The following is a 12,957-nucleotide window of genomic DNA, read 5'->3' as shown; positions in this document are numbered from 1 at the left end:
TCCATCCATGACAGACGCCGACGTGGGCGTCACTTGGCCGATCTCCGCGAGAGCACGGCGGCGGCCAGCGGCGTGCTCGGCCCGGCCGCCAGGATCAGCTCCTCCTGCAACCGCCGCCGCGCCGCCGGCGTGAGCCGGTGGAACTGCGACCCCGGCACGTAGCCGCCCGCCTCCCCACCCGTTTCCCCGCCCGCCTTCACCTGGCCGAGCAGCCCCGCGTGCCGCAACACGCGCAGTGCCGCCTCCAGCTCGCCGATCGGGAGCTGGGTGTGCCTGCGCAGCTCGTCGACCGGCGTGGGGTGCGGCGACAACCACGAGTCTTCCGGCAGCAGGCCCTCAGCCCTCGGAATGGCCACCGAGTGCACCAGCACGAGCGTGAGCACCGCCCGCTCGCTCACCCCCAGCCGGGCGCGCGCCGGATCGGGCGGGCCGGGCTCGGCCGCCACGGCGTCGTCATAGCCGGAGGTCCAGCGGTCGCGGTGCTGGATCAGCGTGCGGCCCCGCCTGGCCAGCATCTCGCCCAGCGTACGACGCAGCGCCGGGTCGCGCAGGGCGGCGAAACGCACCTCCTGCACGGGCTCTGCCGCGTGCTCGACCACCATGAACGCGGCCACCAGCTCGGCCCGCCGCCGCTCGTCGTAGCCGCCCAGCAGGTCGTCGAACTCGGCGCCGCCGCCCTCGACCCGCCCCCCGGCCCCACCCACGACCTCACCAGAGACCGCCACCCCACCCGCGCCCGCCCCGCCCGCGTCGGGGTCGGCGACCACGGCGGGCTCACCGGCCCCCACGGGCTCACCGGGCGCCACGGGTTCGCTGGCTGCTACGGGCTCGCCGGGCGCTGCGGGGCGGGTGGCGGCGATGATGTCGGCGTCGCCCACCACGGTCAGCTCGGGGCGCTGGGGCTCGGGCAGGCGGCGCACGAGCTCCTGCAACTGCGCGTGCGACTCCACCGGCCACAGCGCGCAGCGCGGGCCGAGCGACACCACGCCGTCGTCCATCACGACCCAGGCGGAGTCGTGCAGCCGCCGCAGCGCGCCGACCGCCCAGTTGCGCATCAGGTCGTCGGTGCGGCCGATCAGCTCGCGGTAGGTGTCGAGCACCAGCTCCACGGGCGCGGGGTCGCCGGGCCACGGGTCGACGGACAGGTCGCTCCAGCAGCACTTGAGCACCGCCGCCAGCACCCGCCGCGTCTCCCCGGACCGCTCCACGGGAACGGCCGCCACCTGGTGCTCGTCGAGCAGGGACGGCGTCACCCCGTCGGGCCACACCGGCAGCGCCTCGCCGGTGGAGTCGCCCCGCGTCAGCCGGACCATCCCCGGCGCCGCCGCCTCCCCGGCCGCCAGCCGTACGGGCCCGTGAGCCCGCGCCAGCGCGTGCGCGCGAGCAGCCGCCCCCATCACCTGCGCTCCCGCCCCCATCGCCCGCGCTCCCGCCGTCACAGCTTGGGATCCCGCCCTCGTCACCTGCGATCCCGCCGTCATCACCTGCGCTCCAGATGCCCGTCGGAGAGCCACGCGGGCTCCCGCGCCGGATCGATCGCCAGCCCGTCGGACCAGACCAGCCGATAGGGCAGCTCGGGCCGCAGGTCGACGGTCGTCAGGTCGGCCAGCACCCGCCGCGCCGCGGGCCAGTCGGAGCCCAGCACGTCGCACAGCGCCACCCGCGAGGCGCCGCCCAGCAGCGACTCCGCCATCCGCGTCAGCCGCTCCAGCGCCGCGCTGGGCGAGGTGTCGAGGGAGGACTCGGGCCCGGCGTCGGGCAGGTTGGAGCGCGGGGGAGTGGGCTGGGCGGGGGCGGGACGCGGGGCCTCGTCGACGGCGCGGGCGATGGCGGCCGGATCGTGCCACGGCGCTGGCGCGTCGAACACGAACCCGTCGAGGACCGCCGCCAGCCGCTCCTTGGGCGCCGTCTGCGCGAACGTGCGCCACGTCTCGGTCGGCAGCAGCGTCAGGTTGCGGGTGGTGCCGGCCGAGTCGGCCAGGCGGCCGGCCGCGCGGCGGGAGGCGTCGCTGTAGGCGTAGATGGCCGCGCGCAGGTCGGTGCAGACCCGGTCGAGCTCGGGCCAGCGGGTCAGGATGGTGCCGTGCAGGCCCTGCGCCCGCCGCGCGATCTCCTCGGTGCCCCACAGCTTGGGCGCCTGCTCGCGCAGCTCCTCGATCGTGCCCGTGGTGAGGGTGATCAGCTCGAGCGCCCAGAGCCGGAAGGCCCGTGCCAGGTTGAGCGCGCTCTGCCTGGCCTCGTCCATCGTGGTGCGCGGGTCGGCGACGTTGAGGTCTTCGAGGGCGAGCAGCCGGTGCATCTCCGACTGGCCGCCGTCGTCCATCATCCGGCGGATGAACATCAGCCCCACCACGCTGGTGAACGAGGCGCGGTAGCGGAGCTGGTTGGGCTTGGGGAACACCTCGCGGATCGCGCCGAGCCCCTTGAGCACGCGCAGCCGGTTGTCGAACTGGTCGGTGGGGTAGGCGCGGCAGGCGAAGCGCATCTGCTCGTGGGTCAGCCACTCCTCGCCCGCCTCCGCGAACGCCGCGAACAGCGTCTCGGCGATGTCGACCAGGGCCGGATCGTCGACCACCGCCCCGCTGTCGCGGGCCAGCGCGGCGAACATGCGGCGGTAGGTGGACAGGACCGCCTCGTCGGTGAGGACGGAGTCGAGGGTCAGGGGCTGTTCGGACACGGCACTAAGGTACGGCGTCACACCGACACTCTTGGCACACTCGCCCCCCGACTCCCATGACTTCCACCCGGTACGCCTCCGCAAGGGATGGCCGAGCGCTAGGGTGATGCCCGATACTACGGGGGAAATCGATAAATCGCGGTAAGTAGTCGTATATGTCGGCATGAGTAACGCTGGGCGGGCCCGGCCACCTGAACCGACACTCTGGTGGCGACTCCGGCGGACGGGCTCCCCGAGGGCCCGCTCTTCGAGCGCACCGACTGAGAAGGGGGACTCAGTTGACCCAGTACAACTACCAGGACCACTTCGAGCAGCAGCCCTACGCCCAGCAGCAACCGCCCCAACCGCAGCCGCCGCAACCGCAGCCGCCCGCGCAGCTCGCCGGCCAGTTCGCCCAGCGCTTCCAGTTGCTGGCCACGAACATCGAGCGCGTCATCCGCGGCAAGCACGAGGCCGTCGAACGGGCCCTGATCTGCCTGTTCGCCGAGGGCCACCTGCTGGTCGAGGACGTGCCGGGCACCGGCAAGACCACGCTCGCCCGTTCCGTGGCGGCCAGCGTGGACGCCGAGTGCCGGCGCGTCCAGTTCACGCCCGACCTGCTGCCCAGCGACATCACCGGGGTGTCGATCTTCAACCAGGCGCACCAGAAGTTCGAGTTCCACCAGGGGCCGGTCTTCGCCAACATCGTGCTCGCCGACGAGATCAACCGGGCCTCCCCGAAGACGCAGGCCGCGCTGCTGGAGGTGATGGAGGAGCGCACGGTCACGGTGGACGCCGAGCCGCACCCGGTGCCCCGGCCCTTCCTGGTGGTGGCCACGCAGAACCCGGTGGACATGGACGGCACGTACCCGCTGCCCGAGGCCCAGCTCGACCGGTTCCTGATGAAGATCTCCGTCGGGTACCCGGACCACGTGTCCGAGGTCGAGGTGCTCAAGGGCATGCCGACGGGCCCGCAGGTCGAACGGCTGCCCGTGGTGGCCCGCGCCTCCGACGTCGCCGGGATGATCGACTTCGCCTCGCGCATCCACGTGGCCGACCCGGTCTACGACTACATCGTGGCGCTGTGCGGGGCCACCCGTACGAGCCCGTACCTGCGCCTCGGCGCCAGCCCCCGGGGCAGCCTGGCGCTGCTGCGCGCGGCGCGCGTCAAGGCCGCCGCGGCCGGACGGCACTACGTGGTGCCCGAGGACGTCAAGGCGCTGGCCCTGCCGGTGCTGGGCCACCGGCTCATCCTGACGCCCGAGGCGGAGCTGCGCGAGGTCACCGCCTCCGCCGTGCTCGGTGAGATCCTCGCAGGGACGCCGGTGCCGCAGGCGGCGTGAGGCGCGGCACCCGGTCCATGCCGCCCGCGACCTGCTGCGATGATGCCCGGGTGAGAAGCGTCGAGGCCCAGCTCCTGCACCGCCCGCCCGGCCTGGAGGCGGGCGAGATCGTCCGGCGCCTGACGGCCGTGCAGGCCCAGGACGTGCCCGCCGCCCTGCTCGCCTTCCGCGCCCGTTCGGCCACCCTCGCCGCGGCCGACGTCGAGGCCGCGTGGCGGGCCCGCGAGATCGTCCGCACGTGGGGCCCGCGCGGCACTCTCCACTTCGTGCACGCCGACGACCTGCCCTGGATCCACGCCCTGACCAGCCGCGCCACGAACACCCTGCGCCGCCTGGCCGAGGAGGGCGTCACCGGCGGCGACCTGCTCCCGCTGATCGGCCGCGCCCTGGCAGGTCAAGGGCCGCTCACCAAGGCCGAGCTGGCGGAACGCCTGGCGGGCCGGGCACGCGGCCAACCGCCTGGCGCCTGAGCGCCGCGCACCCGCCGCCGCCCCATGAGGAACCGGTGGTCCGCCTCGCGCCCGCCTTCGACGAGTACCTGATGGGCTGGCGCGGCCGAGACCAGGTGCTGGCCGCCGAGCACACGAGGAAGGTGTTCCCCGGCGGGGGCGTCCTGCGGCCGTTCGTGCTGGTGGACGGCGTGATCAGGGGAGTGTGGGGACGGGAGGGGACGCGGGTGGGCGTGCGGCCGTTCGACGAGCTGCCCGAGGGGCTGCTGGACGACGAGATCGCCGACGTCCGCCGCTTCCTGACCCGCCCGTGAGCCCCCCCGCCGGGGCGAGCGTCCGTCAGAGCCAGTCGCGGCGCTTGAAGACCGTGTAGAGCAGCAGGCAGACCACGCCCATGAGCACGATGGCGAACGGATAGCCGAACGCCCAGTGCGTCTCCGGCATGAAGTCGAAGTTCATCCCGTAGATGGTGCCGACGAGGGTGGGCGCGAAGAGGATGGCGGCCCAGGCGGAGATCTTCTTGACCTCCTCGCCCTGCCGGATGCTGGCCTCCGTCATCCGGGCCATCTCCGCGTTCTGCGCCTGGGTCACCAGCGTGGAGTTGACGATGAGGATGTTCTGCAGCATCTGGCGGAACGACGAGATGCGCTCGGTCACGGTGATCGCGTGGTCGGCCACGTCGCGCAGGTAGCTCTGCAGCTCTTCGGTCACGCCGTACTTGCGCGCCCCCGCGATGAAGCCGTGCACCATGCCGACGAGCGGCGCCGTGGCCCGCTGGAACTCGATCACCTCGCCCGACAGGTCGTAGACGCGCCGCGACACCGACGGGTCGCCGCCGAAGACCTGGGCCTCGATCTCCTCGATGTCCTTCTGCAGCCCGGCGACCACCGGCGCGTAGCCGTCCACCACGGCGTCGAGGATGGCGTACAGGACGGCCTGCGGGCCCTGCCGCAGCAGGTCGGGGTCGGACTCCATGCGCTTGCGCACGGACTGCAGGTCGGGAGCCTCGGCATGGCGTACGGTGATCACGAAGTTGGGGCCGACGAAGACGTGCACCTCCCCGAAGGCCACCTCCTCGACGTCGTCCAGGTAGCGGGCGGCGCGCAGCACCACGAACAGCGTGTGGCCGTACCGGTCGGCCTTGGGCCGCTGGGAGCCGACGATCGCGTCCTCCAGCGCCAGCTCGTGCAGCTCGAACTCCTCGCCGAGCTTGACCAGCTCCCACTCCTTCGGACGGTAGAGCCCGATCCAGGCCATGGCGTCGGGCATCCGCTTGAGCCGCTCGAAGGCGTCGGCGAGCGAGCCGGGGTTGTCGATCCGCTCGCCGTCCTGGTAGATCGCGTTGTCGATGACCGTCGGCCGGTAGGGCGGCTCCTCCGTGGCGCGCGGGTCCATCGAGTGTTCGGGCGCTTCCTCGCGGACCTGTCCGCTGCGCCTGAACCCCTTCACCCTGGCCATGTCCCCTCCTCTGCGTTATTCGGACGGCAGCGACATATAGCGATTTTTCACCCCTCCATCAGACCACGGCCACGCCGTTGTCCCACCACACGGCCCACAGCCGGGCGTCGCCGGAGGGACCGGGACGGCCCCCAGGCGGGACCTTGGGACGCCCTCGGGCGGGTGGTTGGGCGCTCTCATAGGAAACTCTCGGCAGCAGAGGCGTTGCGGAGCGATTAGGGTTTGTCCTCGATGGACAAGTTCTGGGCCCACCTGATCAAGGTTCAGCCTGACCCCGACCCCCTGGTCGTGGTGATCTCGGCTGTGGTCGCGCTCGCGCTCGTCGGTTTCCGCATGCCCTGGCACCTGTCAAGAGGGCTGATCACCATCGCCCACGAGGGCGGGCACGCGGTCATGGCGCTGCTCACGCGGCGCAAGCTCGAAGGCATCCGCCTGCACTCCGACACCTCGGGCGTCACGCTGACCCGGGGCAGGCCCACCGGCCCCGGCATGGTGCTGACCGCGCTCGCGGGCTACGTCGCGCCCTCGCTGCTGGGCCTGGGCGCCGCGTGGCTGACCGAGGCGGGCCGCATCTCCCTGCTGATCTGGGGGGTGCTGCTGTTCCTGGTCTGCATGCTGCTGCTGATCCGCAACCTGTACGGCGCGCTCATCCTCCTGGTCACCGGCGGCGCGGTGTTCGCCCTGATCATGTACGCCCCCGCCGAGGTGCAGCAGGCCGTGGCCATGGTCGCGGTGTGGTTCCTGCTGTTCGGCGGCGTCCGGCCGATCATCGAGCTGCAGCGCAAGCGGCGCAGGCGCCAGGCCAGAGACTCCGACGCCGACCAGCTCGCCCGGCTGACGGTCCTGCCCGGCGGGTTCTACGTGTTCCTCTTCATGGCGGTGGCGCTGGCGTCCGTGGTGTTCGGCGCCTACCTCATGAACCCGCTCTAAGCTCCGCGCGTCCCAGCGGCTCACGCGGACCACCGCCACCGGGCAGCCACGGAACCCACGGAACGAGGACCCCGCGAACAAGGACCCCGTCCCCATCGACGAGCAGCCCATCACCGCTCTCGGCCAGGGCGCCACCACGGCCCCGGTCGCCTGGTCGAAGCCGCACCGCATCAGAGGCGCGGTGGCCAGGTCAGCCCAGTAGCTTGCGGGCCGCCTGCTCGATCTCCTCCTCCGACAGCAGCACGTGATCGGCCGCCCGCCCGAGCGGGATGAAGCTGTCGGACGAGGTCACCCGCGCGATCCTCCCGGTGTAGCCGGCGTCGAGCAACTCGGTCACGATGCCCTCGGAGACGCCCCCGGAGCGCCGGGTCTCGTCGGCGATCAGCACGTTTCCGGTCAGCTCCGCCGCGCGTACCAGGTCGTCCATCGGCAGTGGCGCGAGCCAGCGCAGGTCGAGGACGCGGCAGCCGTACCCCTCCTGGGTGAGCCGCACCGCGGCGCGCAGGCTCATCCGCAGCCCGTTGCCGAACGTGACGATCGTCAGGTCTCGCCCGTCGCCGTAGGAGCGCGCCCGGCCGATCGGCACGTGCGTCTCCGGCCAGCGAGAGGGCGGCGCGTACGGCGCCATCCACCCGCCGTCGCCCTCGTCGAACAGGTCGCGCGTGTGGTAGAGCGCGATCGGCTCCAGGAACACGCACACGGAGCCGGAGGCGCGGGCCGCGGCCAGGCACGTGCGCAGCATGGCGGAGGCGTCGTCGGGACGCGCGGGCGAGGCGATGACCAGCCCGGGGATGTCGCGCAGCGCGGCCACCGCGTTGTCGTTGTGGAAGTGGCCGCCGAACCCCTTCTGGTAGGCGTAGGCGGCCACCCGCACCACCATCGGGTTGGTGAAGGCGCCGCGCGAGAAGAACGACAGCGTGGCCGCCTCGCCGCGGATCTGGTCGAGCGCGTTGTGCAGGTAGGCGAGGTACTGGATCTCCGGCACCGGCAGCAGGTGGGAGACCCCCGAGCCGAGGGCCAGCCCCAGGATGGCCTGCTCGTCGAGGAGCGTGTCGAACACCCGCGCCGCCCCGAACCGCTTCTGCAGCCCCCTGGTCACGCCGTAGACGCCGCCCTTCTTGGCGACGTCCTCGCCGAACACCGTCATCTCGGGGTGGACGGCGAGCGCGTCGGCGAGCGTGCGGTTGATCGACTGGGAGAGCGTCATGGGCTTGTCGTTCTCGGGCAGCGCACCGGCGAACGCCTTCTCCCGCACCGCCGGAGGGGCCGCCGTCGGGGCGATCTTGGCGATCAGGTCGGGCTTGCGCGGCGCGATCGGCTCCATGACCTCCTTGGCCGAGCCGAGCCGCGGGCTGCGCGTGGTCTCGCGGGCCAGCAGCAGCACGTGCTCGCGGACGGACTCGTACGTCTTGAGCAGCCCCTCCGGCGTCTCCAGCCCGGCCTCCACCAGCAGCGCCGCCGTACGGACCAGCGGGTCGCGGTCGAGGTCGGCCCTGATCTCGCGCTGGGTGCGGTAGGCCGACTCGACGTCGGACCCGGCGTGCCCCATGAGCCGCACGGTGGACAGGTGCAGGAACGCGGGGGAGCGCCGCTCGCGTACGTGCTCGACGGCGCGGACGGCGGCGTCGTAGGCGGCCACCAGGTCGCAGCCGTCGGCGGCGAAGTATTCGATCCCGGGCCGCCGCGCCGCCGCCTCCACCCAGCCCTTGGCCGTGCGCACGCTGATGCCGATGCCGTTGTCCTCGCACACGAACAGCAGCGGCAGCCCCATGCCCTGGTAGGTGACGTAGGAGGCGGTGTTGAAGCCGGACAGGGCGCTGGCGTGGTTGATCGAGGCGTCGCCGAAGCTGCACACCGCGATCGCGTCGTCGGGCCAGGCGGAGCGGACCCCGAGCGCCCCCGCCCGTTCGATGGCGAACGCCACGCCCACGGCCCTGGGCAGGTGACTGGCGATCGTGGAGGTCTGAGGGATGACGGCCAGCTCCGGATGGCCGAACACCTTGTGCCGGCCGCCCGCGATCGGCTCGGCGGCCGCCGCGGTCAGGCCCATGAGCACGTCGCGGATGCCCTGCTCGGGCAGCCGCCCGGCCTGCTCGGACCTGGTCAGGTAGAAGGCGCCGGAGCGGTAGTGGAGCAAGGCCGGGTCGGTGGGCCGCAGGGCGGCGGCCACGGCCGCGTTGCCCTCATGGCCGGAGGAGCCGATCGTGTAGTGGCCCTCGTCCTGCTCGCGCAGCCAACGGGCCGCGATGTCGAGCAGGCGGCTGTCCAACTGCCGCCGGAACAGGGCCCTGCACTGCTCGCCGGTCAGGGTCGTGCCCTCGCGGATCGGGAGCCCCGGATCTCGCGGAGCTTGGGGCCCCGCCTCCAGCGTCACAACCGTCTGGGCGAAATGAGTCTCAACTGTGTCGCGCGCCACACCTCCGATTATGTCGTTCGATCGGCCCCGACGTCTCACGGACGGCGCCGACCATGTCGTGGAGCGGTCCGATTGGCCCGGACTTATAACTCTTTGTCAGAATTCTCAACTTTTCTGGGGGCGCGTACGTCTATTGAGAGAACACACGTGGCACCCTCAATGCCGCGTTGAAACCCCTGGGGTCTCCGGAAGGAAAGGAACCCGCATGTTACAGCGCATCCATGCGGCCGCCCTCGCTCTCGTGGTCGGCGCCGGGACACTCGTCCTGGCCCCGTCCGCCGCGACCGCGGCAGCCGCCCCCACCATCTCCGCGGTGGATCTCAGCCCGGCCGCGCCGATCGTCGTCTCCGGCGGCGACGTCAACGTCACGTTCAGCTTCACCACCACGAACGCGACCACGGCCGACCTCAAGCTCAACGGAGACCCGGTCGCCGTCACCTCCGCGCCGGTCACCGGCGGCCTGAAGTGGACGGGCACCAAGTCGTTCGGCCCCGGCGCCGCCGGCAAGTGGAGCTACACCGCCACCGCCCGCGGTGACGGCGACATCGCCAAGTCGGGCTCGTTCGACGTCGTCAAGGCGCTCACCACCAAGATCGCCGACTTCGACGCCGGCCCCGACCTGGTCGACAAGGGCGACACCGTCAAGGTCTCCGGCCGCCTCCTCGCCGACGGCAAGGGGTACGACGGCCAGAGCGTCACCATCACCTTCCGCGAGCGCGGCACCGACGCCTACCGGCACGTCGCCAAGGTGACGACCGGCCGCGGCGGCTGGTTCGGCGCCCGGGTGCGGGCCGAGGCCACCGGCTGGTGGCGGGCCGAGTTCGCGGCCACCTCCGTGGCGCTGGGCACCACCAGCGACGCCGACCGGGTCGACGTCAGGCGCGGCGACCTCGGCAGCCGCATCACCGGATTCGATGCCCGGCCCGAGCCGGTGGACAGGGGCGACAGGCTCTCCCTGTCCGGCACCCTGAAGGTCGAGGACGGCGGCAGCGCGTCGGGCCGGCGCGTGGCCGTCTACTTCAAGGAGGAGGGCACGTCCCGCTGGGAGTACGTCACCAGCGACGTGACCGACCGCCACGGCCGCTTCTGGGCCTCCGCCGTGGCCTATGACTCCGGCTGGTGGCGAGCGGAGTTCGACGGCGTCCGCGGCGTCGACGGCTCGGTCAGCGGCGCCGACTGGGTGCACGTCAACCAGCCCGCCCCGGCGCCCGAGCCGGAGAAGGCGGACACGCGGCTGACCAAGTTCAACGCCACCCCGGAGCCGGTCAAGCGCGGCAAGTACCTGAAGTTCAGGGGCGTGCTGCAGGTCGATGACGAGGGCTCGTGGGACGGCTACAAGGCCAAGGTGGCGCTCTACTTCAAGCCGCTGGGCTCGAAGAAGTGGAAGTACGTGAAGTCGACCTGGTCGAACACGAGCGGCCGGCTCTACACCAAGACCAAGGCCGCCAAGTCGGGAACCTGGAAGTTCGTGTTCGCCGGTGACGGCGACACCTACGGCGACCACAGCGGCACGGACTACGTCCGCGTCAAGCGCTGACGCGCTGACACGCCGATGTGAAGCGCTGACCGCCGCAGGGCGGCACGGCGCGGCCAGGGCCCGGGACACTCCCGGGCCCTGCCCATGCCCGGCACCCTTCGGCCTGCCTCCGCCGGTATCCAGCTTGCTGATGCCCGCTTGAGGGAGCTGGACTGGAGTGCTCCCGATTGCATATCTGGCTGACACTGGAAAAGGTTCGGCGCGAGGTATTCAAGTACATCGAAATCTACTACAATCGCAAGCGTCCACATATTGAAATCGAGAACTCCACGCCATGCCAGTTCGAGATGCGTTTTCGGTCTGAATTTGACGATGGAATGGCGCACGTGGCTGGATCGTGCACAGGGGTTTCGAATGGCAGGGCGACGCTTTGCCTCGCTGATCGTGGTCAAATTCTCGGGCAGGGTGGTTGGGCAATCATTTCGACTTGGATGGCAAGGGCGCCCAGGCGTTCCTTCTCCGGTGGGTAAATGCTCCTGATCACTGCGAGTAGATCAATGATGTCTTCGCCGAGGTCCCCGCCGATGGCGATCGGGTCCTCGTGTTTGAGCATTTCTTCAAATGAGCCATATTCTGACACCCGCAGGACGTGGGTTCGCAGCCGATGATCGCCTGAGACGAAGTCCAACTGCTGGCCGGCACGGATCTTGCGCATGCTCGGGTACCCCACCCGCACCTCGACCGTCTTGACGCCTGAGGCGATGAGGTCGAAGTACGGCTTGCGGATGTTCAGCTCGCGGCGGGGCGGGACGTCTTGCGGCTCGCTCATGGTGTCGCTCCAGCTCGGCGGGTGGCGGTCAGGGCGGCGTGATACTCGACAGCGTGGCTCGTTCCGGGGTACCTGGAATTCAGGACGTTGTTGAGTGCGGTCGCCCGAGCGTGGACCGAGGCGACCATCCTCGGCGTGGCCAGCGCGTGTAGCCCCTGCTTCACCGCATCCCTAGCCGAACCGAGGAACGCCATCGCCGTGGCCAGGTCGAGGTGTGCGATCGCCTCGCGGCTCATCGATCGCCGGGCGGCTGGGATCGCCGTGTGGGCCTCGACGGCACGTTCGGCGTGCTGGCGAGCCAGCTCGTAATCCCCAAGCCACAGGTAGGAGGAGGCGGTGTAGGTCGTCATGGCGTAGGCCGCCAGAGGTCCGGTGTCGGTGCCGTCCGGTCGACGAGGCGTACCGGCAGGCAATGCGTTCCACAGCCGGTCGCCCTGCCGGTAGCTGGCGTCGAAGGCGTTGCGGGAGCCCAGCCGGGCATGAGCGCGCGAGGCCTGAGCGTGCAGCCGTACCTCCAGCGGATGCCCGGCGGGGACGCGGTGCAGACCCCGCTGGGCTGCTTCGATGGCGCGCTCGGCTTGGCCTGCGTGCAGGGCGATCGAGGCCATCGCGTCGGCCGCCCAGGCGCACAACTCGTCGTGACCGGCCTGGTCGGCATGCTCGTAGCAGTCGAGCGCGTAAGCCTGCCCGGCCAGCGGGTCACCAAGGTCGTGGGCCAACCAGGCGAGGATCTCCGACAGCCATCCGGCGCAGACGAACAGTTCCCGCTCTTCTTTGAGGGTGTGCGAGCCCGCGATGAGCTGGTCGACCTTGCGACGGTAGAGGCGGGCCACAGTGAACAACTCCGCCGGGGCACGCCGCGAGTAACTGCCCGTGATGTCGTTGACGGCGTTGTGAAGGTTGTCCAGAGTCGCGCGGCCGACTGCCGAGGTGCTGGCCCGCCGGGTGAATTCCATCGCCTCGTACGCGGCCTCGCCCAGGACCTGGCTCACCGTGGCGGCCAGGCCCAGTTTGAGTGCGTCGCGCCGGTTCGTGAGATCGTCCTCTTCTTGTTCGCCGTTGTTCTGATTGTCACCGCTGTCGGCGAACAGCATTCGCGCCTCGCGGGAGAACACGCGACCGTATAGCAGCCGATACCGCTCGGTCATGGTGGCGACCTTGCCGGACTCCCAGCGTCGGATGTAGCGCACCAGCGAGTCGTGGTCGGGGAGGGCGTCCTTGCCCGCGGCGTTTCTCAGGTGGCGGGCCATGCTGTGCACATCCCAGTCACGCGCCTCGCGTTCGCTCCGGATACGTGCCGACCAGCCCATGGTTCATCACCTCGCGAGAATGTACTGCACGCTGCCTTGATAAGGCCGTGCCAAAACCTACGCTACTCTTCGCGATCAGTCGGATGCAG

General features: G+C 71.0%; 12 protein-coding genes. 6 read left to right on the top strand and 6 right to left on the bottom strand.

Going from position 1 to position 12,957, the window contains the following annotated elements:
• Window positions 1–29: 29 nt before the first annotated feature.
• Window positions 30–1,439 carry a hypothetical protein gene (locus ACZ6S0_RS02805; protein ID WP_465912864.1) on the bottom strand — a complete coding sequence of 470 codons (1,410 nt, stop codon included), beginning with the start codon at window positions 1,437–1,439 and terminating at the stop codon, window positions 30–32.
• 41 nt (window positions 1,440–1,480) lie between these two features.
• The gene (locus ACZ6S0_RS02800) at window positions 1,481–2,677 is read right to left on the bottom strand and encodes a hypothetical protein (protein WP_465912863.1); all 1,197 of its coding nucleotides are present in this window, start codon (window positions 2,675–2,677) and stop codon (window positions 1,481–1,483) included.
• A 278-nt stretch (window positions 2,678–2,955) separates the two neighbouring features.
• On the opposite strand from ACZ6S0_RS02800, the gene ACZ6S0_RS02795 reads away from it, so the two are divergent.
• The 3 genes from ACZ6S0_RS02795 to ACZ6S0_RS02785 are packed head-to-tail and all read left to right on the top strand — an operon-like array spanning window position 2,956 to window position 4,762.
• Window positions 2,956–3,999: an AAA family ATPase gene (locus tag ACZ6S0_RS02795; protein ID WP_465912862.1), complete on the top strand. Its 1,044-nt coding sequence runs from the start codon at window positions 2,956–2,958 to the stop codon at window positions 3,997–3,999.
• 50 nt (window positions 4,000–4,049) lie between these two features.
• On the top strand, window positions 4,050–4,469 hold the full coding sequence (locus ACZ6S0_RS02790) for a DNA glycosylase AlkZ-like family protein (RefSeq protein WP_465912861.1): 420 nt from the start codon (window positions 4,050–4,052) through the stop codon (window positions 4,467–4,469).
• 35 nt (window positions 4,470–4,504) lie between these two features.
• Window positions 4,505–4,762 carry a DNA glycosylase AlkZ-like family protein gene (locus ACZ6S0_RS02785; protein WP_465912860.1) on the top strand — a complete coding sequence of 86 codons (258 nt, stop codon included), beginning with the start codon at window positions 4,505–4,507 and terminating at the stop codon, window positions 4,760–4,762.
• 25 nt (window positions 4,763–4,787) lie between these two features.
• On the opposite strand, the gene ACZ6S0_RS02780 is transcribed toward ACZ6S0_RS02785, so the two are convergent.
• Complete coding sequence (locus tag ACZ6S0_RS02780) at window positions 4,788–5,906, bottom strand: magnesium and cobalt transport protein CorA (protein WP_465912859.1); 1,119 nt, start codon at window positions 5,904–5,906, stop codon at window positions 4,788–4,790.
• Between the two features lie 231 nt (window positions 5,907–6,137).
• Here ACZ6S0_RS02780 and ACZ6S0_RS02775 point away from each other — a divergent pair, with 231 nt between their 5' ends.
• Window positions 6,138–6,836, top strand: coding sequence for a M50 family metallopeptidase (locus ACZ6S0_RS02775; RefSeq protein WP_344883240.1), 699 nt, complete (start codon window positions 6,138–6,140; stop codon window positions 6,834–6,836).
• Window positions 6,837–7,026: 190 nt separating this feature from the next.
• On the opposite strand, the gene ACZ6S0_RS02770 is transcribed toward ACZ6S0_RS02775, so the two are convergent.
• Complete coding sequence (locus tag ACZ6S0_RS02770) at window positions 7,027–9,252, bottom strand: dehydrogenase E1 component subunit alpha/beta (protein ID WP_465912858.1); 2,226 nt, start codon at window positions 9,250–9,252, stop codon at window positions 7,027–7,029.
• A 205-nt stretch (window positions 9,253–9,457) separates the two neighbouring features.
• Here ACZ6S0_RS02770 and ACZ6S0_RS02765 point away from each other — a divergent pair, with 205 nt between their 5' ends.
• Together ACZ6S0_RS02765 and ACZ6S0_RS02760 are read left to right on the top strand one after the other, a co-directional pair.
• On the top strand, window positions 9,458–10,789 hold the full coding sequence (locus ACZ6S0_RS02765; protein ID WP_465912857.1) for a hypothetical protein: 1,332 nt from the start codon (window positions 9,458–9,460) through the stop codon (window positions 10,787–10,789).
• Window positions 10,790–10,956: 167 nt separating this feature from the next.
• Window positions 10,957–11,259 (top strand): IS3 family transposase, encoded by a 303-nt coding sequence (locus ACZ6S0_RS02760; protein ID WP_465912856.1) that lies wholly within the window; start codon window positions 10,957–10,959, stop codon window positions 11,257–11,259.
• Here ACZ6S0_RS02760 and ACZ6S0_RS02755 read toward each other — a convergent pair.
• Both ACZ6S0_RS02755 and ACZ6S0_RS02750 read right to left on the bottom strand, forming a co-directional pair.
• Window positions 11,178–11,558 carry an ASCH domain-containing protein gene (locus ACZ6S0_RS02755; protein WP_465912855.1) on the bottom strand — a complete coding sequence of 127 codons (381 nt, stop codon included), beginning with the start codon at window positions 11,556–11,558 and terminating at the stop codon, window positions 11,178–11,180. The two genes, ACZ6S0_RS02760 and ACZ6S0_RS02755, sit on opposite strands and share 82 nt — an antisense overlap.
• A complete protein-coding gene (locus ACZ6S0_RS02750; protein ID WP_465912854.1) occupies window positions 11,555–12,868 on the bottom strand; it encodes a hypothetical protein in 1,314 nt (437 codons plus the stop codon). Before ACZ6S0_RS02750 ends, ACZ6S0_RS02755 begins: the two co-directional genes overlap by 4 nt.
• Window positions 12,869–12,957 lie beyond the last annotated feature (89 nt).

This window comes from Nonomuraea sp. NPDC051298 (assembly GCF_055586305.1).
The sequence above is the reverse complement of the archived record's forward strand: the minus strand, read 5'-3'. Positions and strand labels throughout refer to the sequence as shown.